General features: G+C 54.7%; 15 protein-coding genes and 6 tRNA genes. 10 read left to right on the forward strand and 11 right to left on the reverse strand.

The window, feature by feature from the left end; genetic code table 11:
- The first annotated feature begins 55 nt into the window (after positions 1–55).
- Positions 56–1,282, forward strand: a complete 1,227-nt coding sequence (locus JHD74_RS08160; RefSeq protein ID WP_024486104.1) for an OFA family MFS transporter — start codon at positions 56–58, stop codon at positions 1,280–1,282.
- Between the two features lie 73 nt (positions 1,283–1,355).
- On the opposite strand, the gene glk is transcribed toward JHD74_RS08160, so the two are convergent.
- A complete protein-coding gene (gene glk, locus JHD74_RS08165) occupies positions 1,356–2,318 on the reverse strand; it encodes a glucokinase (RefSeq protein ID WP_024531243.1) in 963 nt (320 codons plus the stop codon).
- A 332-nt stretch (positions 2,319–2,650) separates the two neighbouring features.
- Here glk and JHD74_RS08170 point away from each other — a divergent pair, with 332 nt between their 5' ends.
- Positions 2,651–3,898, forward strand: coding sequence for an ion channel protein (locus tag JHD74_RS08170; protein ID WP_074030339.1), 1,248 nt, complete (start codon positions 2,651–2,653; stop codon positions 3,896–3,898).
- On the opposite strand, the gene JHD74_RS08175 is transcribed toward JHD74_RS08170, so the two are convergent.
- Both JHD74_RS08175 and JHD74_RS08180 read right to left on the reverse strand, forming a co-directional pair.
- Positions 3,895–4,587 carry an aspartate/glutamate racemase family protein gene (locus JHD74_RS08175; RefSeq protein ID WP_024531245.1) on the reverse strand — a complete coding sequence of 231 codons (693 nt, stop codon included), beginning with the start codon at positions 4,585–4,587 and terminating at the stop codon, positions 3,895–3,897. The two genes, JHD74_RS08170 and JHD74_RS08175, sit on opposite strands and share 4 nt — an antisense overlap.
- A 69-nt stretch (positions 4,588–4,656) precedes the next feature.
- A complete protein-coding gene (locus JHD74_RS08180; RefSeq protein ID WP_199062358.1) occupies positions 4,657–5,115 on the reverse strand; it encodes a multidrug/biocide efflux PACE transporter in 459 nt (152 codons plus the stop codon).
- Positions 5,116–5,214: 99 nt separating this feature from the next.
- Between JHD74_RS08180 and JHD74_RS08185 the strand changes: the two genes are divergently transcribed.
- Complete coding sequence (locus JHD74_RS08185) at positions 5,215–6,105, forward strand: LysR family transcriptional regulator (protein WP_199062360.1); 891 nt, start codon at positions 5,215–5,217, stop codon at positions 6,103–6,105.
- Here the strand turns inward: JHD74_RS08185 and JHD74_RS08190 are convergent.
- Positions 6,081–7,742, reverse strand: a complete 1,662-nt coding sequence (locus JHD74_RS08190) for an alpha-keto acid decarboxylase family protein (RefSeq protein WP_199062362.1) — start codon at positions 7,740–7,742, stop codon at positions 6,081–6,083. The two genes, JHD74_RS08185 and JHD74_RS08190, sit on opposite strands and share 25 nt — an antisense overlap.
- Positions 7,743–7,986: 244 nt before the next feature.
- Between JHD74_RS08190 and mgrA the strand changes: the two genes are divergently transcribed.
- Positions 7,987–8,976: an L-glyceraldehyde 3-phosphate reductase gene (gene mgrA / locus JHD74_RS08195; RefSeq protein ID WP_065683015.1), complete on the forward strand. Its 990-nt coding sequence runs from the start codon at positions 7,987–7,989 to the stop codon at positions 8,974–8,976.
- A gap of 257 nt (positions 8,977–9,233) precedes the next feature.
- Positions 9,234–9,620 carry a DUF2502 domain-containing protein gene (locus JHD74_RS08200; protein WP_199062364.1) on the forward strand — a complete coding sequence of 129 codons (387 nt, stop codon included), beginning with the start codon at positions 9,234–9,236 and terminating at the stop codon, positions 9,618–9,620.
- Between the two features lie 124 nt (positions 9,621–9,744).
- On the opposite strand, the gene JHD74_RS08205 is transcribed toward JHD74_RS08200, so the two are convergent.
- Positions 9,745–10,983, reverse strand: coding sequence for an Nramp family divalent metal transporter (locus JHD74_RS08205; RefSeq protein ID WP_024527145.1), 1,239 nt, complete (start codon positions 10,981–10,983; stop codon positions 9,745–9,747).
- Positions 10,984–11,361: 378 nt separating this feature from the next.
- On the opposite strand from JHD74_RS08205, the gene JHD74_RS08210 reads away from it, so the two are divergent.
- Positions 11,362–12,549, forward strand: coding sequence for a NupC/NupG family nucleoside CNT transporter (locus tag JHD74_RS08210; protein WP_021178662.1), 1,188 nt, complete (start codon positions 11,362–11,364; stop codon positions 12,547–12,549).
- Between the two features lie 180 nt (positions 12,550–12,729).
- Here JHD74_RS08210 and JHD74_RS08215 read toward each other — a convergent pair.
- From JHD74_RS08215 to gltX, 3 genes are all read right to left on the reverse strand, one after another.
- A tRNA-Ala gene (locus tag JHD74_RS08215) sits at positions 12,730–12,805 on the reverse strand.
- Positions 12,806–12,867: 62 nt separating this feature from the next.
- Positions 12,868–12,943: transfer RNA gene (locus JHD74_RS08220), tRNA-Ala, on the reverse strand.
- 220 nt (positions 12,944–13,163) lie between these two features.
- Positions 13,164–14,579, reverse strand: coding sequence for a glutamate--tRNA ligase (gltX, locus tag JHD74_RS08225; RefSeq protein WP_024527144.1), 1,416 nt, complete (start codon positions 14,577–14,579; stop codon positions 13,164–13,166).
- A 283-nt stretch (positions 14,580–14,862) separates the two neighbouring features.
- On the opposite strand from gltX, the gene JHD74_RS08230 reads away from it, so the two are divergent.
- The 4 genes from JHD74_RS08230 to JHD74_RS08245 all read left to right on the forward strand — a co-directional run bounded on the left by JHD74_RS08230 (position 14,863) and on the right by JHD74_RS08245 (position 15,270).
- Positions 14,863–14,938 (forward strand) — tRNA-Val (locus JHD74_RS08230).
- 33 nt (positions 14,939–14,971) lie between these two features.
- Positions 14,972–15,047: transfer RNA gene (locus tag JHD74_RS08235), tRNA-Val, on the forward strand.
- 38 nt (positions 15,048–15,085) lie between these two features.
- Positions 15,086–15,161, forward strand: a tRNA-Val gene (locus tag JHD74_RS08240).
- 33 nt (positions 15,162–15,194) lie between these two features.
- A tRNA-Lys gene (locus JHD74_RS08245) sits at positions 15,195–15,270 on the forward strand.
- A gap of 417 nt (positions 15,271–15,687) precedes the next feature.
- Here JHD74_RS08245 and dhbA read toward each other — a convergent pair.
- The 3 genes from dhbA to JHD74_RS08260 are packed head-to-tail and all read right to left on the reverse strand — an operon-like array spanning position 15,688 to position 18,932.
- On the reverse strand, positions 15,688–16,446 hold the full coding sequence (dhbA, locus tag JHD74_RS08250; RefSeq protein ID WP_199062366.1) for a 2,3-dihydro-2,3-dihydroxybenzoate dehydrogenase: 759 nt from the start codon (positions 16,444–16,446) through the stop codon (positions 15,688–15,690).
- Positions 16,446–17,300 (reverse strand): isochorismatase, encoded by an 855-nt coding sequence (locus tag JHD74_RS08255; protein ID WP_024527142.1) that lies wholly within the window; start codon positions 17,298–17,300, stop codon positions 16,446–16,448. The genes dhbA and JHD74_RS08255 overlap by 1 nt, the downstream gene beginning before the upstream one ends.
- 3 nt (positions 17,301–17,303) lie before the next feature.
- The gene (locus tag JHD74_RS08260; protein ID WP_199062368.1) at positions 17,304–18,932 is read right to left on the reverse strand and encodes a (2,3-dihydroxybenzoyl)adenylate synthase; all 1,629 of its coding nucleotides are present in this window, start codon (positions 18,930–18,932) and stop codon (positions 17,304–17,306) included.
- Between the last annotated feature and the right edge of the window lie 5 nt (positions 18,933–18,937).

Below are 18,937 nucleotides of genomic sequence, written 5' to 3' on the forward strand. Positions count from 1 at the left end.
GGTGGCCTTGCTAATTTTGCCAATAGGCAACGCCATTACAGGAAGGAGACCGGCCATGAACAGCAAACCGGCAAATCGCAGCTTAATCGTTCTCGGCACCATCATCTGCCAGATGGGCCTCGGCACTATCTATACCTGGAGTCTGTTCAACCAGCCGTTGGTAGACAAGTTCCACTGGGGCCTTGGCGATGTCGCTACCACCTTCTCGATCACCAGCTTCTTCCTGGCCTTTGCCACACTGTTCGCCGGTAAACTGCAAGAGCGTTTCGGTATTCGTAATCTGACGCTGGTCTCCGGCGTGCTGGTCGGCCTGGGATTGATTGCCAGCGCCCACGTGCAATCGCTGGATATGATTTATCTGTTAGCGGGCGTGGTGGTCGGTTTTGCGGTGGGTATCGCTTACATCTCTACGCTGTCTAACCTGATCAAATGGTTCCCAGACAACAAAGGGCTGATTTCCGGCATCTCCGTCGGGGCGTTCGGCAGCGGCAGCCTGTTGTTCAAATACGTTAACGCCGCCTTGATTAGCGGTGCCGGCGTCTCTGCCGCCTTCTTCTACTGGGGCGTGATCGTGATGGCGCTGATTGTGCTGGGCTCCATGCTGCTCAAAGAACCGGTGCAGGTTAACCAACAGGCTAACCACGGCACGCTGGGCAACGATTACACCGTGCGCCAGATGCTGGCCAGCAAAGAGGCCTACATGCTGTTCGTGATTTTCTTCGCGGCCTGCATGAGTGGCCTGTATCTGATCGGTATCGTTAAAGACATGGGCGTACAGCTGGCTGGGATGGATTTGGCCACCGCCGCCAACACCGTTTCCGCCGTGGCAATCTTCAATACCGCAGGCCGCATCATTCTGGGCACCCTGTCCGATAAAGTAGGCCGTATGCGCGTCATCAGCTTCACCATGCTGGTCACTATTCTGGCGATTGCCGCACTGAGCTTCGTGACGCTGAGCCATACGTTGTTCTTTATCTGCGTCGGTGCGGTTGCTTTCTGCTTCGGTGGCAACATTACCGTCTTCCCGGCGATTGTCGGTGACTTCTTCGGTCTGAAAAACCACAGCAAAAACTACGGCATCATTTATCAGGGCTTTGGTCTGGGCGCGCTGGCAGGGTCGTTTGTTGCCAACCACTTCGGCGGCTTCCACGCGACCTTTATGGTGATGGGTGTGCTGTCGGTGATTTCACTGCTGATCACCCTGTTTATCAAAGCGCCGAAAGCGGTTGAGCAGGAAGAAGAGTCTCACGCAGAGCCGGTATTGGCTAAGGCCAACGGCTAATCACCCCATAGTCTTTGGTCGGCAAAAAAAAGGGGCGCAGCCAAACTGGTAGCGCCCCTTTTTTATTGGCTGATTACAGGTGTATCCCCAATGTCTGGCGAAGATGGGCACCGGCTCCCAGCAGCCCCGGTTGGGAATGGGTGATCATAAAAACTGGAATTTCACGTACATAGTCTTTAAAGCGGCCCTTGTCTTCAAAGGCGGCGCGGAACCCGGAGGCCTTGAAGAACTCCATAAAGCGCGGCACGATGCCCCCGGCAATATACACCCCGCCAAACGTCCCCAGGTTCAACGCCAGGTTGCCGCCAAACCGCCCCATAATCACGCAGAACAGTGACAGGGCACGGCGACAATCGGTACAGCTGTCCGCCAGCGCACGCTCTGTGATGTCTTTTGGCTCCAGCTTCTCGGGTAGCCGCTTGTCTGCCTTAACGATGGCACGGTACAGATTCACCAGCCCAGGGCCAGACAGCACACGCTCCGCAGAGACGTGCCCTACTTCGCCACGCAGTACCTCGAGGATGATGTCCTCTTCTTCGCTGTTCGGTGCAAAATCCACGTGGCCGCCCTCACCCGGCAGGCTCACCCAGCGGCGGTTAACATGCACCAGATGCGCTACCCCTAGGCCAGTACCCGCACCGTAAACGGCAATCGGTTTATCCTTTTGCGCTTTGCCACCGCCAAACTGCAACACGTCATCTTCGGACAGCATCGGGATAGCCATCGAAACCGCGGTAAAATCGTTAATCACTTCCAGGTGCTTTAAGCCCAGGCTTTCTTTCATCGCTTTGATGGAGAAGGCCCAGGTGTGATTGGTCATGGCGACCCAATCCTCCGTTACCGGGCAGGCGATGGCAATACAGGCATCCTGAACCTCCAGTTGCAGCTCGGCCAGGTATTGGCGGATCACCGCTTCCAGGCTATCGAACTCCAGACCAGAATAGGTTTTCGCCTGGGCGATCTCGCCCGTCTCGACAGTGCACAGCGCCAGGCGGGCATTGGTGCCGCCAACATCACCTACGAGGGCATAGGTCATCGGTGTTTCTCCCTAAAATGAATAATACGAAATTGGGTACACTGTAAAATCACGCCGCCCAAACAACAATCGGCATTCTGCGGCCCGCTGCGCAATAGCGATCTCGATCACAAAAATCGTTTCAGCCAGCACCGTTTTCACCGATTTATACCGGCGGTTACAGATTGGCGCAAAAAACGTGAGATGAATGCGATGGCGTGCGGCTACCATTAGCGAAATCGCTCCGTTGGAGCTATATACTATGCAAAACATTTCTCTGGGGCCTGGCGATTCTGCTGGCTTTACTCTCTGTTTTCCCTGCAAATCAGGGACGTAACAACAAGGGATCCCGCATGCTGCATCCGCGTGCCAATGCTATGTTGGCCTTCGCCCTGCCCGCGATCGTTATCGGTTCTGTCTCCAGCCTGATCCTCATCTTGCTGATGGAGAGTGCCAGTGTGCTACAGAATTTGCTGTGGGCTCGCCTCCCGGAGCTGCTCAATATCGATAGCCATTCCCCCTGGTGGACCATCGGTATTCTCACGCTGACCGGTATAGCCGTTGGGTTGATCATACGTTTCGTACCGGGCCATGCCGGGCCAGATCCGGCTACCGAATCACTGATAGGCATGCCTTTGCCGCTATCCGCCGTGCCGGGGTTGGCGTTAGCTTTGATGATCGGCCTGGCAGGCGGCGTCAGTTTGGGGCCGGAAAACCCGATCACCGCCATCAATATTGCCCTGGTGGTCGCACTCGGGGCCAGGCTATTACCCAAAGTGCCCAAGATGGACTGGATCATCCTCGCCGCCGCGGGCACGATTGGCGCGATGTTTGGTACACCGGTTGCCGCCGCCCTGATTTTCTCGCAAACGCTGGGGGGGAATAGCGAAGTCCCACTGTGGGATCGGCTGTTTGCCCCGCTGATGGCCGCTGCCGCCGGGGCCGTCACTACCCAGATGTTCTTTACCCCGAACTTTGCCCTACAGCTTGATGCTTACGATGTGACCCGGCTACGCGATATCTTCAGCGGCTCAGTGGTCGCGCTGATCGCTATTGCTCTGGGGATGGTGGCGATCTGGTGCTTCCCACGTATGCACCACATGTTCCATTCGCTGAAAAATCCGGTATTGATGCTCGGACTAGGCGGTCTGTTGCTGGGGATCCTTGGGGTGATTGGCGGAGATGTCACCCTGTTCAAAGGGTTGGATGAGATGAAACTGTTGGTGGTCGACGGCAGTTTCACCACCAGCCAATTGTTGGTGATCACCCTGACCAAGCTGGCCGCCCTGGTGGTAGCTGCCGCAAGTGGCTTCCGTGGCGGGCGTATTTTCCCGGCGGTATTTATCGGTGTCGCACTGGGGTTGATGTTGCATCAACATGTTCCGGCGGTTCCGGCAGCGATCACCGTTTCCTGTGCCATTATGGGGTTGGTGCTGGTAGTGACTCGCGACGGCTGGCTGAGCCTGTTTATGGCCGTGGCGGTGGTGCCAGAGCTGCACCTGTTACCGATATTGTGTATTGTGATGTTGCCCGCCTGGTTAGTGCTGGCGGGCAAACCTTTAATGCTGGTAGTAAAATACCAGCCTCCGCATGAAGACTAGGCCAGAGCATACTCGGCAGCGGCATGCGCATGAATTGCCGTGGTGTCGAATACTGGCACAGCGGCATCTTGTGCGCTAACCAACAGGCCGATCTCGGTGCAGCCAAAGATAATCCCCTCGGCGCCCTGCTGTTCCAGCTTGGCAATAATCCGGCGATATTCATCGCGTGAGGTATCAACGATCTTGCCCAGGCACAGCTCTTCATAAATGATGCGGTGTACGATATCGCGATCGGCAGCATCCGGTGTGACCACTTCGATAGCAAATTTATCCTGCAAACGCCCACGGTAAAAATCCTGCTCCATGGTAAAGCGCGTACCGAGTAAGCCGATACGGCGAATATTTTGCTGCCGTACCTGCAATGCCGTGGCATCGGCAATATGGATCAGTGGCAGACCGCTGGCCTGTTCCACCACATCCGCCACCTTATGCATAGTGTTGGTACAGATCACGATAGCTTCGGCACCGGCAGCACGCAGCGAAGCGGCGGCCCCTGCCAGCAAACGGCCAGCGCCTTCCCAATCACCTTGGTGTTGCAAGCGTTCCACCTCATGAAAATCCACGCTGTAGAGCACGATTTTGGCTGAATGCAGGCCACCAAGCCGCTGTTTCACCTGCTCGTTGATCATTCGGTAATAGGGGATGGTGGATTCCCAACTCATCCCACCCAATAATCCCAACACTTTCATTCGGTTCTCCTTGGTTTTGACTCACTATCAACCAGACATTACCCGAGAACGACCCGACTGACGAAGCAATTATTTGCTGCGCGAACTGCTAACCCGAGCCTGACGCGGCTCGAACCAACGCTGGCGCAGGGTATCGTAGAGCCAGTTATACGCCATGGTATAGGGCAGGAAGAACAGGAAGAAACCAATCTCCAACACAAAGGCCTGCCACAACGAAATATTGAGCATAAAGGCGGCTATCGGCAGACCAATCAGCACAAACCCGGCTTCAAAGCCAAAGGCATGGCCAATACGCACTTTGAGCGTTCTGACCACTCGGCTCACCGGCCACAGCCGATCAAAGATCGAGTTATAGACGATATTCCACAGCATGGCGACGGTAGATAACATGATCGCCAGCGTCCCGACCTGTGCCATAGAGCGGTTAAGCAACCATGACCCCACAGGGGCACAGATCATTACAGCGATAGCTTCGAATCCCACTGCGTGAACGATACGTTCAGTCAACGACTTGTTTTGCAACTGCATACTTCACCTGCTTTGTGATCATTATTGAAAAAGTCAGGTGATTATCATCGCTTTTTTGCGTAGATTAAAAATAGGTTCCATCGATAAAGTAGATACATCATGCGCTATTCCCCAGAAGCCCTCCTGGCCTTTGTTGAGGCCGCCGCGTTAGGCTCGTTTTCTGCCGCCGCACGCAGGTTGCGCAAAAGCCAATCCACCATCAGCACCGCCATTGCCAATCTGGAGGCAGATCTCGGACTGACGCTGTTCGATCGCCAAGCCCGCCAACCAGTATTGACGGAGGCCGGCCGCAAGGTGCTGGGCCACGTGCAGGAAATTCTCGCGGCCAGCGAACGGCTCGATGCGCTGAGCATCCGCTTGGGGGACAATATCGAACCACGGCTGACCATCGTTTTTTCCGATACCTATCAACCCAACCATCACGATAACCTACTGAAACATTTCGAGCGGCGTTATCAGGATATCGAGCTGGAATGTATGATCGCCGAAGGGGAGGATGTGCTGGATCTGCTACAGACTGGCCGCGCTCACTTGGGGATGCTGGCGGTTCAACCCACCTATCCCCCCGAGATCGCCGTCTCCAGGCTGCCAGAACAGACTGAAATGGGGCTGTTTGTTGCTCATGACCATCCGCTGACCCGTCTCCCGGCCCTGACGCAGGCCCACCTTGCCAGCAGCCGCCAACTTTACCTGAACACCTATACCAGCAACAACGCGACTAAACCGCGCGGGCGAACCTGGTCGGCGCCCAGCTATCTGATGCTGTTGGAGATGGCAGAACAAGGGGCAGGTTGGGCGATATTGCCGCACTGGCTGGTCAAACAGTACGGGCAGCAACGTCTGACAGAGCTGAAAATGCGTGGCTGGCCGCAAACCATCTCAGTCGACGCCGTATGGTCCAAGCTTACCCCGCCGGGGCCAGCGGGGCTGTGGTTATTGGATCGCCTGCTGGAAAATGCCACCGATCAGGCCGCCGCATTACGCGATTGAATGGCCCGTGAAACGCTATCTAGCAGTTCGGGAAAATCCATTTTCGGCAGCACCACCTCGATAAACGCCAGTTGCTCGCAACCACCGACCTCTCCAAGCGCCGCACGCAGTTGCTCAGGCTCGGTGACCCGCAGGCACTTCATCTTATGATCGAGCGATAAAGCCTGCGGTAGCCGCGTCCAGTTCCATTGCGCAATATCGTTATAGCGCTGTTCCGGCCCATGGATGGCTCGCTCGATAGTGTAACCGTCATTATTCAGCAGCAAGATCACCGGCTTTTGCCCATCGCGCAACATACTCCCCAACTCCTGCACGGTAAGCTGAGCGGCTCCATCACCAATCAGCAATATCACTCGACGCTGAGGCTCGGCAGTCTGCGCGCCAAACGCCGCCGGTAAGGTATAGCCGATCGATCCCCATAAGGACTGTACGATAAACCGGCACCCCTGCGGCAGCGTCAGCGACGCAGCGCCAAAACAGGCGGTACCCTGCTCCGCAATCAGGATATCTCCCGGCAGCAAGAAGTCTTGGATCTGCTGCCAGAAACCATGTTGATCCAGACCGCTGGCACTGGGACCTGGCAGCGCTGGCCGTTTGATCGACGGCAACGTCCATTTGCTGGCCAACGATAACGTCAGTTGGTGTAAAGCCTTCACCGCGTCCCGCATCGGGACCTGGCTGAATACCTGCTGCCCAACCCTTGCCTCGAACGGCTGAATATCTATGCATTTATCCACGGGCAGGTTATGACTAAAACCGGCGGTGATGGCGTCGGTGAAACGCACCCCGACGTTAATCACCACATCGGCCCCCTCAATCTGCTGCCTGACTTGCGGATCGCTCGCGGCTGCGGCATAGGTTCCGGTGAAGCAGGCATGGGTTTCATCCAACACGCTTTTGCCTAACAGTAATGTGGAATGAGGAATATTGACCTCATTCATCCATTGTTCCAGCACCGGTTCGGCACCAAAGCGTTCGGCCAGGAAATCCGCCAGCAGGGAAACCTTCTGCGCTGCCTGCAGTTTTTCCCGTGCGGCGGCGATAAATGCCTGTAGGGAAACGTCGGACAGATTGGGCTGGCGTAACACTAAAGGTGCCGGGCGCGAAGCCAACGGAGCTTCAGCAACGTCACTTGGCAACAGCAGGTACACCGGGCGGCGCTCGTAAAGTGCGGTGGTCAACAGGCGATCGATTTCCGCTTCCGCATTGCTGGCCGTCAGGCTGGCCTGGGCGATGGTGACCTCTTTCGCCATGCGGGCAAAATGACCAAAATCCCCATCCCCCAACGAATGGTGCAACAAATCCCCGGCACGCTGGGCTCGCAAAGCCGGGGCGCCAACAATGTGGATCACCGGCAGGTATTCGGCATAGCTACCGGCAATGCCGTTTATCGCACTTAATTCACCCACGCCAAAGGTGGTCAGCAGTGCCGCGGCAGGCTTGCAGCGGGCATAACCATCGGCAGCATAGGCGGCGTTTAGCTCGTTGGCGCAGCCGACCCAGGTTATCTGCTGATGATCAATAACGTGATCGAGAAACTGCAGGTTGTAATCTCCCGGTACGCCGAAAAAGTGGCGAATGCCAATCTGGGCTAACCGATCGAGAAGGTAATCTGCCACCGTATAGCTCTTGCTCATGATCATCACCTAGGTAACGGGAGAATGGTTAGTATTAAGTATTAAAGATGCTGCCGAATTTTCGAACTTTATCGGCAAGAGGCACTGGAAACCTCACTTTACATCTACGCACTAACGGTATGCAGTAGAGATCATCCATAAGCAATTTGAATAAATGGCGGACAATTAGCGTGATCTGGCACTCTGACAACCCAGATGTAAGCGCATACACTGAATATCATTTCCCGCCGTCGATGAGGATTTTATGGTTTATCAAGCTGAGCCTGCCCGCTACCAGAATATGGAATATCGCCGCTGTGGCCGCAGCGGGCTGCAACTGCCAGCCGTTTCGCTCGGTATGTGGCACAACTTTGGTGATAGCTCGCTGTATGACAATGCGCGCAGTCTGGTACATCGTGCCTTCGATCTTGGCATTACCCACTTCGATCTGGCCAATAACTACGGGCCACCGCCGGGTTCTGCCGAGGAGAATTTCGGCCGCATTTTGCATCAGGATCTCCAGCCTTATCGCGATGAGCTGATTATCTCTTCCAAGGCGGGCTACACCATGTGGCCTGGCCCCTACGGTGACTGGGGATCGAAGAAATACCTGGTCGCCAGCCTGAACCAGAGCCTGCAACGCATGCGGCTCGACTATGTGGATATCTTCTACCATCACCGCCCTGACCCAGATACGCCGCTGGAAGAAACCATGGCGGCGCTGGATTTGATAGTCCGCCAAGGGAAAGCGCTGTATGTCGGGTTATCGAATTACCCGGCCGAACGGGCGCGGCAGGCATTTGCCATACTGCAACAGCTTGGTACTCCTTGCGTGATCCACCAGCCGAAGTACTCGATGTTTGAACGCTGGGTCGAACCCGAGTTGCTGGATACGCTGGAAGAGCATGGCGTGGGGTCTATCGCCTTCTCACCATTGGCCGGAGGCATGCTGACCGATCGCTATCTGCAAGGCATTCCGCCTGATTCACGCGCAGCGAGCGGCAGCCGATCGCTCACTCCCGAGCAGATTACCGAAGCGAAACTGCAAAAGGTTCGCCAACTGAACGCGCTGGCAGAACAGCGTGGCCAAAAGCTTTCGCAGATGGCGCTGGCCTGGGTATTGCGCAACGATCGGGTCACTTCCGTTTTGATCGGTGCTAGCAAAGTCAGCCAGATTGAAGATGCGGTCGGTATGTTGGCCAACCGTAAGTTCAGCGCAGAAGAAATCGCCAAGATTGAGCAGATCCTGATGTAATCGCTTACAAACCGCCGGTGGATTATCGGCGGTTTTTTCACCTTCCTCCTCAGATAACTCCCAATCCCTGGTGTTCCCCATGGCTTTCAGAATTTCCCCAAAGGCGCAGCCGCTCCACGGCGATAGCATCCCTCGGATAAATACCTCATGGATTTTACGCATAGCGTTAAAGAACGAGGGATAACAACCGTTTTGCATGGCCAAAACCTATACCGATGAACGTGCTTCATTATCGGTACCCGGCCAAGGGAGCCTAAATGTTCAAACCTCTGTTTACCGCTGCCATTCTGGTGGCGCTTTTCATACCCATCGCCCATGCTAGCAGCGTCAATATTGATTTGCTGCCGGGGGTCTCACTGCAGATTGGTGACCAGGACAAACGGGGCAATTACTGGGACGGTTACGACTGGCGCGATCGCGATTGGTGGCATGGCCATCAGGGGCGTGATTTAGGGGAGCGCAGCCGCCGGGGCTACTATTGGGATGGCTATCGCTGGCGTGACCGCGATTACTGGCAGAAAAATTATTACTATCATGATGGCCGCTACCGCAAGGCCGATAAATACTATTACAAAAATTATAAAAAACAACATCATAAGAACAAACATCATCACGAAAAACACTATCACGATCATGATAATTGACCCCTCACCCCAACCCTCTCCTACAGGGAGAGGGAGCCGATCGGCATCGTCATCAGGTACAGAAGTCAACCTGTAGCACGTTTATCCCTTCTCCATGAGTGAGGGTCGGATGAGAGGAACTATCCTAAAGCAGGTTGCTGATCAGCAGATAACCGTTTAGCCCAACCACCACCAACACAATCAGTTTACCGAGATTCTGAATCAGACGACCGTTGACCATATCCCCCATCAGTTCACGGTTGCCGGTAAACGCCAGCAGCGGCACCAACGCCAGGGCAATACCAAAGCTCAGCAGTACCTGGCTCAAAACCAGAATACGCGTCGCATCCATCCCCATCATAATGACAATAAACGATGGCATCATGGTGACCACCCGCCGTACCCAGATAGGAATATAGAAGCGGACAAAGCCCTGCATCACCACCTGCCCTGCCAAAGTACCTACTACGGTAGAAGAGAGACCTGCTGCAACCAGGCTCAGGCCAAAAATGGTGGCCGCCGCATTGCCGAGCAGCGGTTGCAACGTCAGGTAGGCTTGGTCAAGATCGGTAATGCCGCTGTGGCCGTTGAAATGGAATGCGGCAGCGGCGGTGGCCATCATCGCCAGGTTAACAAAACCGGCAATGGTCATGGCGATCGCCACGTCCAGCTTGGTGGCCGAATAACGTTCTGCTTTAGAGTCTTTACCGGCGGTCTGCGTCAGCGAGGAGTGCAAATAAATCACATGCGGCATGATGGTTGCCCCTAGCACCCCCGCAGCAAGAAACACCGCGTCACCGTTTGGCAAATCCGGGATCGCCATCCCTCTAAGTAACCCGCTCAGTTGCGGCTGAGAAAATACCAGTTCTACTATATAGGCCATCGCCACAAACAGCAGCAGGCCGCCAATCACCAGTTCCAGTGGCTTTTGCCCGCGTTTTTGCAGCATCAGGATCAGGAAGGTGGCAATACCGGTGAGGACTGCGCCCTGCAACAGCGTTACCCCCAGCAGCAGTTTGAAACCGATCGCGGCACCGATAAACTCGGCCAAGTCAGTAGCCATCGCGATAATCTCCGCCTGCACCCAATAGGCCCAGACGGCAGGGCGCGGGAAGCGATCGCGGATATGTTCGGCAAGGTTTTTACCGGTAGCAATACCGAGTTTGGCAGACAGCAATTGGATCAGCATCGCCATGACGTTGGCCCATACCACCACCCACAGCAGCGTGTAGCCAAAAGAAGCGCCAGCTTGAATATTAGTGGCAAAATTACCGGGGTCGATATAGCCGATGGCGGCGATAAAGGCAGGCCCCATCAGAGAAAGTTTGATCTTTCTGGACGGGCGGCTGGAGGAAGTATTGTTAACCGCGCGACTGTTCAGCATAGCGAAAACCCTTACTAATTTAGCTCACCTTCATCTTTACTTAAATGATAATGATTATCAAGTGCATTTGCAGCGATAATGGTTATCTCTGCGATAGCCAAAAACGAAGGTTTTATCGAACAGATCGCATGAAATCCTGGCGTTTCCATCTACTCTGGATCACAAGGTTCAGAGCGGATCACGCTTGATAATAAAAGTAGCACAAAAATGCCACGAACACGCATATTTATTAACATCTTGATCTTTGGTGCTTTGCCGTCATAGATTAGGACTATCTCCACTATGATTTTCCATATTTGCTATGAATGTCTCGTTTTTAAACTTGGCGTTACATAAAATGACAACCGAAATTCAGCCTGCCTCAAATTTGGAGCAAACATGTCCCATATTGCGCACTTTGCGTTAGCGTTAGTGGTGGTTGCGATCCTGGCCCTGTTAGTGTGCCGCGATCGTAAAAACATCCGCATCCGCTATGTTATTCAGTTGTTGGTTATTGAAGTATTACTGGCCTATTTCTTCCTGAACTCGGAAGCAGGTTTAGGCTTTGTAAAAGGCTTTGCAGCAATGTTCGACAAGTTGCTCGGGTTTGCGGGGCAAGGGACTGATTTTGTGTTCGGCGGGATGGGTGACAAAGGTCTGGCCTTCTTCTTCCTGAAGGTGCTGTGCCCAATCGTGTTCATCTCTGCCCTGATCGGTATTCTGCAATACATCAAAGTACTGCCGTTTATCATCCGCATCATCGGGACCGTGCTGTCTAAAGTGAACGGTATGGGCAAACTGGAATCCTTCAACGCCGTCAGTTCGTTGATCCTGGGCCAGTCTGAGAACTTCATTGCCTACAAAGATGTGCTGGGCAAGATGTCAGAAAAACGCATGTACACCATGGCCGCTACCGCGATGTCGACAGTTTCCATGTCTATCGTTGGTGCGTACATGACCATGCTGGATGCCAAGTATGTGGTGGCAGCGCTGGTACTGAACATGTTCAGCACCTTTATCGTCCTCTCACTGGTCAACCCTTATGACACCAGTAAAGAAGAAGAGCTGCACCTCGGCAATCTGCACGAAGGCCAAAGCTTCTTTGAAATGCTGGGTGAATACATTCTGGCAGGCTTCAAGGTGGCGATTATCGTTGCCGCGATGCTGATTGGCTTTATCGCCCTGATTGCCGCGCTTAACGGCCTGTTCAGCGCCATCTTCGGCCTGAGCTTCCAGGAAATCCTGGGCTACTTCTTCTATCCATTTGCCTGGGTCCTTGGCGTGCCTAAGCACGAAGCGTTGCAGGTTGGCAGCATCATGGCCACCAAGCTGGTTTCCAACGAATTCGTCGCCATGATGGAACTGCAGAAAATCGGTGCTGAGCTGTCCCCACGCAGCATGGGCATCCTGTCCGTGTTCCTGGTGTCCTTCGCCAACTTCTCTTCTATCGGTATCGTAGCCGGTGCGATTAAAGGGTTGAACGAGCATCAGGGCAACGTGGTTTCACGCTTCGGCCTGAAGCTGGTTTACGGCTCAACTCTGGTTAGCCTGCTGTCAGCGGCCATCACAGGCCTGGTTCTGGGCTAACAGCTTTAGAATCGACAAGTTCTAGTCTTAAGACGCCCGATGAAGTTTATCGGGCGTTTTTTATTTGATGGCCCAATGACAATACTGCTCGAACTGAAGGGGAGGAATAGACACAACATGCGGCGGTGTTCTTACAGCACAAAAGCAAAAAGCCGACCCAAGGGTCGGCTTTTCAAATGGTGGTGGAGCTAGACGGGATCGAACCGTCGACCTCTTGCATGCCATGCAAGCGCTCTCCCAGCTGAGCTATAGCCCCACAAAAGTGGTACGCATTAACCGTGCGTTACGGTATTCCCCAACCTTCCTGAGATAAAAGGTTGGTGGAGCTAGACGGGATCGAACCGTCGACCTCTTGCATGCCATGCAAGCGCTCTCCCAGCTGAGCTATAGCCCCAATCCACAATCACGAAATCCTGTGAACGGGGCGCATAATATGAAACCCCAGAAACCCTGTCAACGGCTAAATTGAATTCCTCGATCAAGCGCTGAAAAAGCCGCCAAATCAGCGCGTTTAATGCTAAAAAACCGCCGCTTTGGGCACAAAATAAACCGGCAAGAAAAAAGCCCCGCGAATCGCTTCGCAGGGCTTTGTCGGTTTAGCTGGCAACTAACGGTCAGGCTTGCGCTTCACGCTCGGCAATATAAGCCAACGCCTGATCAATACGCTTGAGGGAGCGAGCCTGGCCGATAGCATGTACGGTAACGTCCATGCCCGGTGACTGGCCAGCGCCAGTGACCGCGACGCGCAATGGCATCCCTACTTTACCCATGCCCACGCCCAGTTCGTCTGCGGTGCCCTGAATGGCGTCGTGCACGTTTTCTGGCGTCCAGTTGGTAATAGCGGCCAGTTTGGCGCGCACGGCCTCCAGCGGCTGGCGTGCGACAGGACGCAGGTGCTTCTTCGCCGCATCGGCGTCGAACTCACTGAAGTCCTGGTAGAAGTAGTGGCAAGACTCCGCCATCTCCTTGAGGGTTTTACAACGCTCGCCCAGCAGTTTGACCAGATCTTTCAATTCCGGGCCGTTACGGGTTTCAATCCCCTGCTGCTCAACATGCCATGCCAGATAGACCGCCACTTCTTCCGCTGGCATATGGTTAATGTAGTGATGGTTCAACCACTGCAGCTTTTCGGTGTTGAAGGCACTGGCGGATTTGTTGATCGCATCCAGGGTGAAGAACTCTTTCATCTCGTCGATAGAGAAGATTTCCTGATCGCCATGGGACCAACCCAGACGCACCAGATAGTTCAACAATGCCTGCGGCAGGTAGCCGTCATCGCGGTATTGCATCACGCCAACGGCACCATGGCGTTTGGACAGTTTTTTACCGTCATCACCCAGGATCATCGACACGTGAGCATATTCCGGCACCGGTGCCCCCAGCGCTTTCAGGATGTTGATCTGGCGCGGTGTGTTGTTGATATGGTCTTCACCACGGATCACGTGGGTGATTTCCATATCCCAGTCATCGATCACTACGCAGAAGTTATAGGTTGGCGCACCGTCAGTACGGCGAATGATCAGATCGTCCAGCTCCTGGTTGCTGAATTCGATCGGGCCACGGATTTTATCGTCAAAGATGACCGAGCCTTCCTGCGGGTTACGGAAACGCACTACGTGTGGCTCGTCATCAGTGTGGCTGCACTGGCTATCGCGGCAATGGCCGTCATAGCGTGGCTTCTCGCCGTTTTCCATTTGCTTCTCGCGCAGCGCTTCCAGGCGTTCTTTCGAGCAATAGCACTTATAGGCCGTTCCCTGTTGCAGCATTTCATCAATCACCGCATTGTAGCGATCGAAACGCTTGGTCTGGAAGTACGGGCCCTCATCCCAATCCAGGTTTAACCAGTTCATGCCATCCATAATTGCGTCGATAGCTTCCTGGGTTGAACGTTCGAGATCGGTATCTTCGATACGCAATACAAACTCACCGCCGAAATGGCGGCTGAACAACCAGGAATAGAGCGCAGTACGGGCGCCGCCGACGTGCAGATAGCCGGTCGGGCTTGGGGCGAAACGGGTTTTGATTTTCATTGGGTTCACTGCCTTATTACGCAACGCGTGTCAGCGGAGTGCCGACGATTGCTCGGAATGTAAAATAGTGGACGACATTCTACCACTCCATGCTAATTCCTCAACGCCGACACGCTATCGGCCGCTACACTTTGCGGCCCACTACGCATGATACTGTGCAAAGAATCATCCTGGTCGGCGATAAATATCGCATCCTGTCTAAATTTGCGGCGAACGATTGAAATCATTTTAAAAACCGTTGACTCACTTTCAACTATCCCTATAATGCGACTCCAACAAGACGGGGTGATTAGCTCAGTTGGTAGAGCATCTCCTTTACACGGAGGGGGTCGGCGGTTCGAGCCCGTCATCACCCACCATCTTGTTGAAGCAGTAAGAAATGAGAACAATGAGGGTGATTAGCTCAGTTGGTAGAGCATCTCCTTTACACGGAGGGGGTCGGCGGTTCGAGCCCGTCATCACCCACCATCATTCTCTCATTTGGTAGTATCTGGAAGTCCTGAAGTGGGTGATTAGCTCAGTTGGTAGAGCATCTCCTTTACACGGAGGGGGTCGGCGGTTCGAGCCCGTCATCACCCACCATTTCAGTTTCAGACAGCAGTAAACCACATTCGTGGGTCGTTAGCTCAGTTGGTAGAGCAGTTGACTTTTAATCAATTGGTCGCAGGTTCGAATCCTGCACGACCCACCACCATTTAGAAAAAGGCGCCTTTGGGCGCCTTTTTCGCATATGCGCTCCCCACAAGAGTACCGTCTCCCTCAGCACATACGCAAAGAAGGGTCGTGTGGGTGAGAACCTGCGTTCAGGTTCGAGTCTCGCTTGCGAGACAACGGCGGCGGCCGGTCATCCTGCACGACCCACCGTACAGGTGCCAAATGCTCGCCCCCTACTTCTTTTGACCTCCCCGGCAACCGCCTCCTCAGCCAACGGTGATATCTCCCTCCCCCTCTCCCCAAGGAGAGGGAACAGTCTGCGCCACCGGTTATTCCGCCATTAACCTAGCCGCCGCAAAGAAATAAATATTTTAAAGGCAATTAGTTACTAACCATCAAAAACAAAAAGGGAGCCCAACTCGGCTCCCTACGGTTTTAACGCATTGGCAATAACTCAGGCCGCCAACGTCGCCCCACCATCGATCACAATATCCTGCATCGTGATATGGCTAGCCCGGTCAGACGCCAGGAACAGAATCGCGTCGGCAATCTCCTGTGGCTGGGCAATTTTGCCCAACGGGATACCCAACTTAAACTGGTCAGGGAAACCCTTGATCATATTGCTTTCACCGTGTTCGTCCTGCCACATCCCGCGCAGCATCGGGGTATTGGTCGAGCCGGGAGAAACCAGGTTACTGCGCACACCATAAGGCGCCATTTCCAGCCCCACGGTTTGACACAGGCTGCGCATAGCGGCCTTGGAGGCACAGTAGGCAGCCATGCCAACGCGTGGCACATGAGCCGCGTTAGAAGCGATGCTCACGATGGCCCCCAGCTTCTGGCGGCGGAACACCGGCAAGGTATGACGGAACAGGTTAAAGGCACCACCCGCGTTCACCGCCATGCAGGCCAGCCAGTCCGCATTGCTGGTTTCATCGGTCAGCCCCATGCGCAGAACGCCAGCCCCATTGACCAGCACGTCCAACCGTTCATGTTCCGCCAATAAACGCTGGCAAACGCTATCTACCATAGCGGCATCAGTGATATCCAGCACCTCGGTGCGGAACGGATAGTCCAGATCGCCAAAATGCAGATCGAAGCCGATAACCTCGGCCCCACTCTGTGCAAATGCCAATGCGGTTTGATAACCAATCCCCGCCCCGGCACCAGTCACCCAAACGCGTTTACCGCTAAATTCCTGTTCTCTAGCCATCAGGATCTCCTATCGGAAAGCAGCGCCCACCAGCTATCGATCGTCGGTGATTTGGCCAGCGCAATAAAATCGATATCTTCACGAATTTTACGCCAGCGGGTTGCCAACTCCATGATACGCACCGAGTCCAGACCGTAATCGATCAGGTTTTCATCATTGCCGATCTCTTCACTATCTTCATCAAGCAACGGGATAATTTGCTGGCGCAGCGCATCGATGCTGGCAATACCGGGTAGCAGATCGGCGGTAGTCACCACCCGGCCACAGCGCCCGGCGGTGTAACGCAAGGCCATCAGGTGTTCCTCGCGGGAGAAGTCCGCCAGGCCGTCGGCCACCATAAACGGTTTGATGTTACGCATAAAGGCGTCGATAGCCGTGGTCATACAGCCAATATGCGCGTAAACGCCGCAGATAATCAGCTGATCGCGCCCACTTTCTTGCAGGATCTCTTGCAGCGGCGAGCGGTGGAACGCGCTGTAGCGCCACTTCACCAACACCGTATCATCAGCATCCGGTGCCAATTCGCTGACCACCGCCTGCTGCTCAGGGTGCTTGTTCAGCCCCGGCCCCCACATATCATTCAGCAAGGCACGGTCTTCATCACTTTGCTGATTAGGCTGCGCGGTATAAAACACCGGGATACCCTGCTGCTTGCAGTAGCGGCGCAGAGCGGCAATGTTCGCGACCACCTGTTTGATCAGCGGGCTATCTTCGCCCCAGAAATTGAGGAAATATTGCTGCATGTCGTGGATCAGCAGTGCCGCGCGCTGTGGCTCGAAGGCCCAGTTAACCTTGTTAACCGGCAGCTCGCTCGGCGTTGGCAACGCATAATCGTTAAGTTTAGGGATCGCCATGACTTATTCTCCTTTGGCCTGAGCCAGTTGTTGCGTTTCCAGGCGTTCACGCAGCAGTTTTTTATCGACTTTGCCGACCGGGGTTAACGGTAGTGACTCCACCTGAATAAAGCGGTCGGGCAATTTAAATTCGGCCACGCCCTGCTCACGCAGATGGCGGCGCAGCACCACGGGTTTGACGGCCTCGTGCGCGATGACAAAGGCACAGCTTTTTTCACCCATCAGCTCGTCTGGCATCGACACCAGCGCAGCGTTAATCACCGCCGGGTGGCGCAACAACAGGTTTTCAATTTCTTCTGCGGCAATCTTTTCGCCACCCCGGTTGATTTGGTCTTTCTGCCGCCCTTGCACCTGCACGTAGCCGTCCGCCGTCAGGCTGATCAGATCGCCGGAACAGTAGAAGCCTTTCTCGTCAAAGGCTTCGGCATTATGTTCAGGGCTTTGGTAATAGCCGCGGAAGGTGTATGGCCCACGCGTCATCAAGCAGCCCGTTGCCCCTACCGGTAGCGGATTACCCTGCTCATCTGCCACCCACAACTCGTCATCCGGGCACATTGGCGTGCCTTGGGTGGTGAGAATGTGTTGGTCGTCGTCATCCAGCAATGTGTAGTTCACCAGCCCTTCGGCCATGCCAAACACCTGCTGCAACTGGCAGCCGATCTCGTTGCGTATGCGGGCCGCCAGGGTTTCCCCCAATTTGGCGCCGCCAACCTGCAGCAGCGCCAGGCTGGCTAACGGCTGATTGCTGCCCCACTCTTCGATCGCCTGTAGCCACAGGGTAACGGCTGGAGGCACCAGCGCGGTGACAGTGATCTGATGCTGTTCGATCAGTTTGAAACATTGGGCGGCTGCGGGATCGCTGGCAAACACCACCAGCCCGGCACCGTAGAACACCCCCAACACGCCTGGAGAGCTCATAGGGTAGTTGTGGGCCACTGGTAACGCACACAGATAGCGGGTAGCGCTGTCGAAGCGGCAAATCTCTACGCTGCGGCGAATGCTGTAGTAATAATCGTTATGGGTGCGCGGGATCAGCTTCGGCGTACCGGTGCTGCCACCGGAAAGCTGGAAAAACGCCACCCGATCGGCGGCCGTTGGCGTCGGTTCAAAAGCACCGGATTCTTCTTCCAGCCAGGCAACCAATGCCTGTTCACCTTCGGCCTGATTACGCAACCCAACCACCCGTAGCGAAGGATGCTGTTCTCTGAACGTATCCAGGAACTGATCCTGTGCGAACAGGGCATGCTCGCGATCGGCAATCAGCAGCGCAGGCTTGATTTGGCTGGCATAGGCGTTCAGTTCGCTACGTTGATGGCTGAACAGGGCATTCACCGGCACCACGCCGATTTTCAACAGGGCAAAGAACACCACATAGAATTCAACCACGTTGCCAAGTTGAACCAATGCGGTATCGCCGGATTGTAGTCCGCGCCGAAGCAGGGCGGCGGCTAGATGGTCAGAAAGCTGTTCCAGTTGGCGGTAGCTTAAGCTGCGTTGTGGGTCGATCATGGCAATAGCGTCGTTGTCTGCCTGACGGGACAAGATGTCGGTCAATGGCCGATCGATCCAATAGCCGCGTTCGCGGTAACGGCGCGCGAACTCTTCTGGCCAGGGGGTAAAAGCAATAGTCATGGGAC

This window comes from Serratia sp. ASV30 (assembly GCF_016428815.1).
GTDB classification, from domain to species: Bacteria; Pseudomonadota; Gammaproteobacteria; order Enterobacterales; family Enterobacteriaceae; genus Chania; species Chania fonticola_C.

What these genes read in the sequence shown, in the direction of transcription:
- JHD74_RS08160 (WP_024486104.1), top strand. Translation starts at nt 56, where the DNA reads ATGAACAGCAAACCGGCAAATCGCAGCTTAATCGTTCTCGGCACCATC.
- glk (WP_024531243.1), bottom strand. Translation starts at nt 2,318, where the DNA reads ATGACCTATGCCCTCGTAGGTGATGTTGGCGGCACCAATGCCCGCCTG.
- JHD74_RS08170 (WP_074030339.1), top strand. Translation starts at nt 2,651, where the DNA reads ATGCTGCATCCGCGTGCCAATGCTATGTTGGCCTTCGCCCTGCCCGCG.
- JHD74_RS08175 (WP_024531245.1), bottom strand. Translation starts at nt 4,587, where the DNA reads ATGAAAGTGTTGGGATTATTGGGTGGGATGAGTTGGGAATCCACCATC.
- JHD74_RS08180 (WP_199062358.1), bottom strand. Translation starts at nt 5,115, where the DNA reads ATGCAGTTGCAAAACAAGTCGTTGACTGAACGTATCGTTCACGCAGTG.
- JHD74_RS08185 (WP_199062360.1), top strand. Translation starts at nt 5,215, where the DNA reads ATGCGCTATTCCCCAGAAGCCCTCCTGGCCTTTGTTGAGGCCGCCGCG.
- JHD74_RS08190 (WP_199062362.1), bottom strand. Translation starts at nt 7,742, where the DNA reads ATGAGCAAGAGCTATACGGTGGCAGATTACCTTCTCGATCGGTTAGCC.
- mgrA (WP_065683015.1), top strand. Translation starts at nt 7,987, where the DNA reads ATGGTTTATCAAGCTGAGCCTGCCCGCTACCAGAATATGGAATATCGC.
- JHD74_RS08200 (WP_199062364.1), top strand. Translation starts at nt 9,234, where the DNA reads ATGTTCAAACCTCTGTTTACCGCTGCCATTCTGGTGGCGCTTTTCATA.
- JHD74_RS08205 (WP_024527145.1), bottom strand. Translation starts at nt 10,983, where the DNA reads ATGCTGAACAGTCGCGCGGTTAACAATACTTCCTCCAGCCGCCCGTCC.
- JHD74_RS08210 (WP_021178662.1), top strand. Translation starts at nt 11,362, where the DNA reads ATGTCCCATATTGCGCACTTTGCGTTAGCGTTAGTGGTGGTTGCGATC.
- gltX (WP_024527144.1), bottom strand. Translation starts at nt 14,579, where the DNA reads ATGAAAATCAAAACCCGTTTCGCCCCAAGCCCGACCGGCTATCTGCAC.
- dhbA (WP_199062366.1), bottom strand. Translation starts at nt 16,446, where the DNA reads ATGGCTAGAGAACAGGAATTTAGCGGTAAACGCGTTTGGGTGACTGGT.
- JHD74_RS08255 (WP_024527142.1), bottom strand. Translation starts at nt 17,300, where the DNA reads ATGGCGATCCCTAAACTTAACGATTATGCGTTGCCAACGCCGAGCGAG.
- JHD74_RS08260 (WP_199062368.1), bottom strand. Translation starts at nt 18,932, where the DNA reads ATGACTATTGCTTTTACCCCCTGGCCAGAAGAGTTCGCGCGCCGTTAC.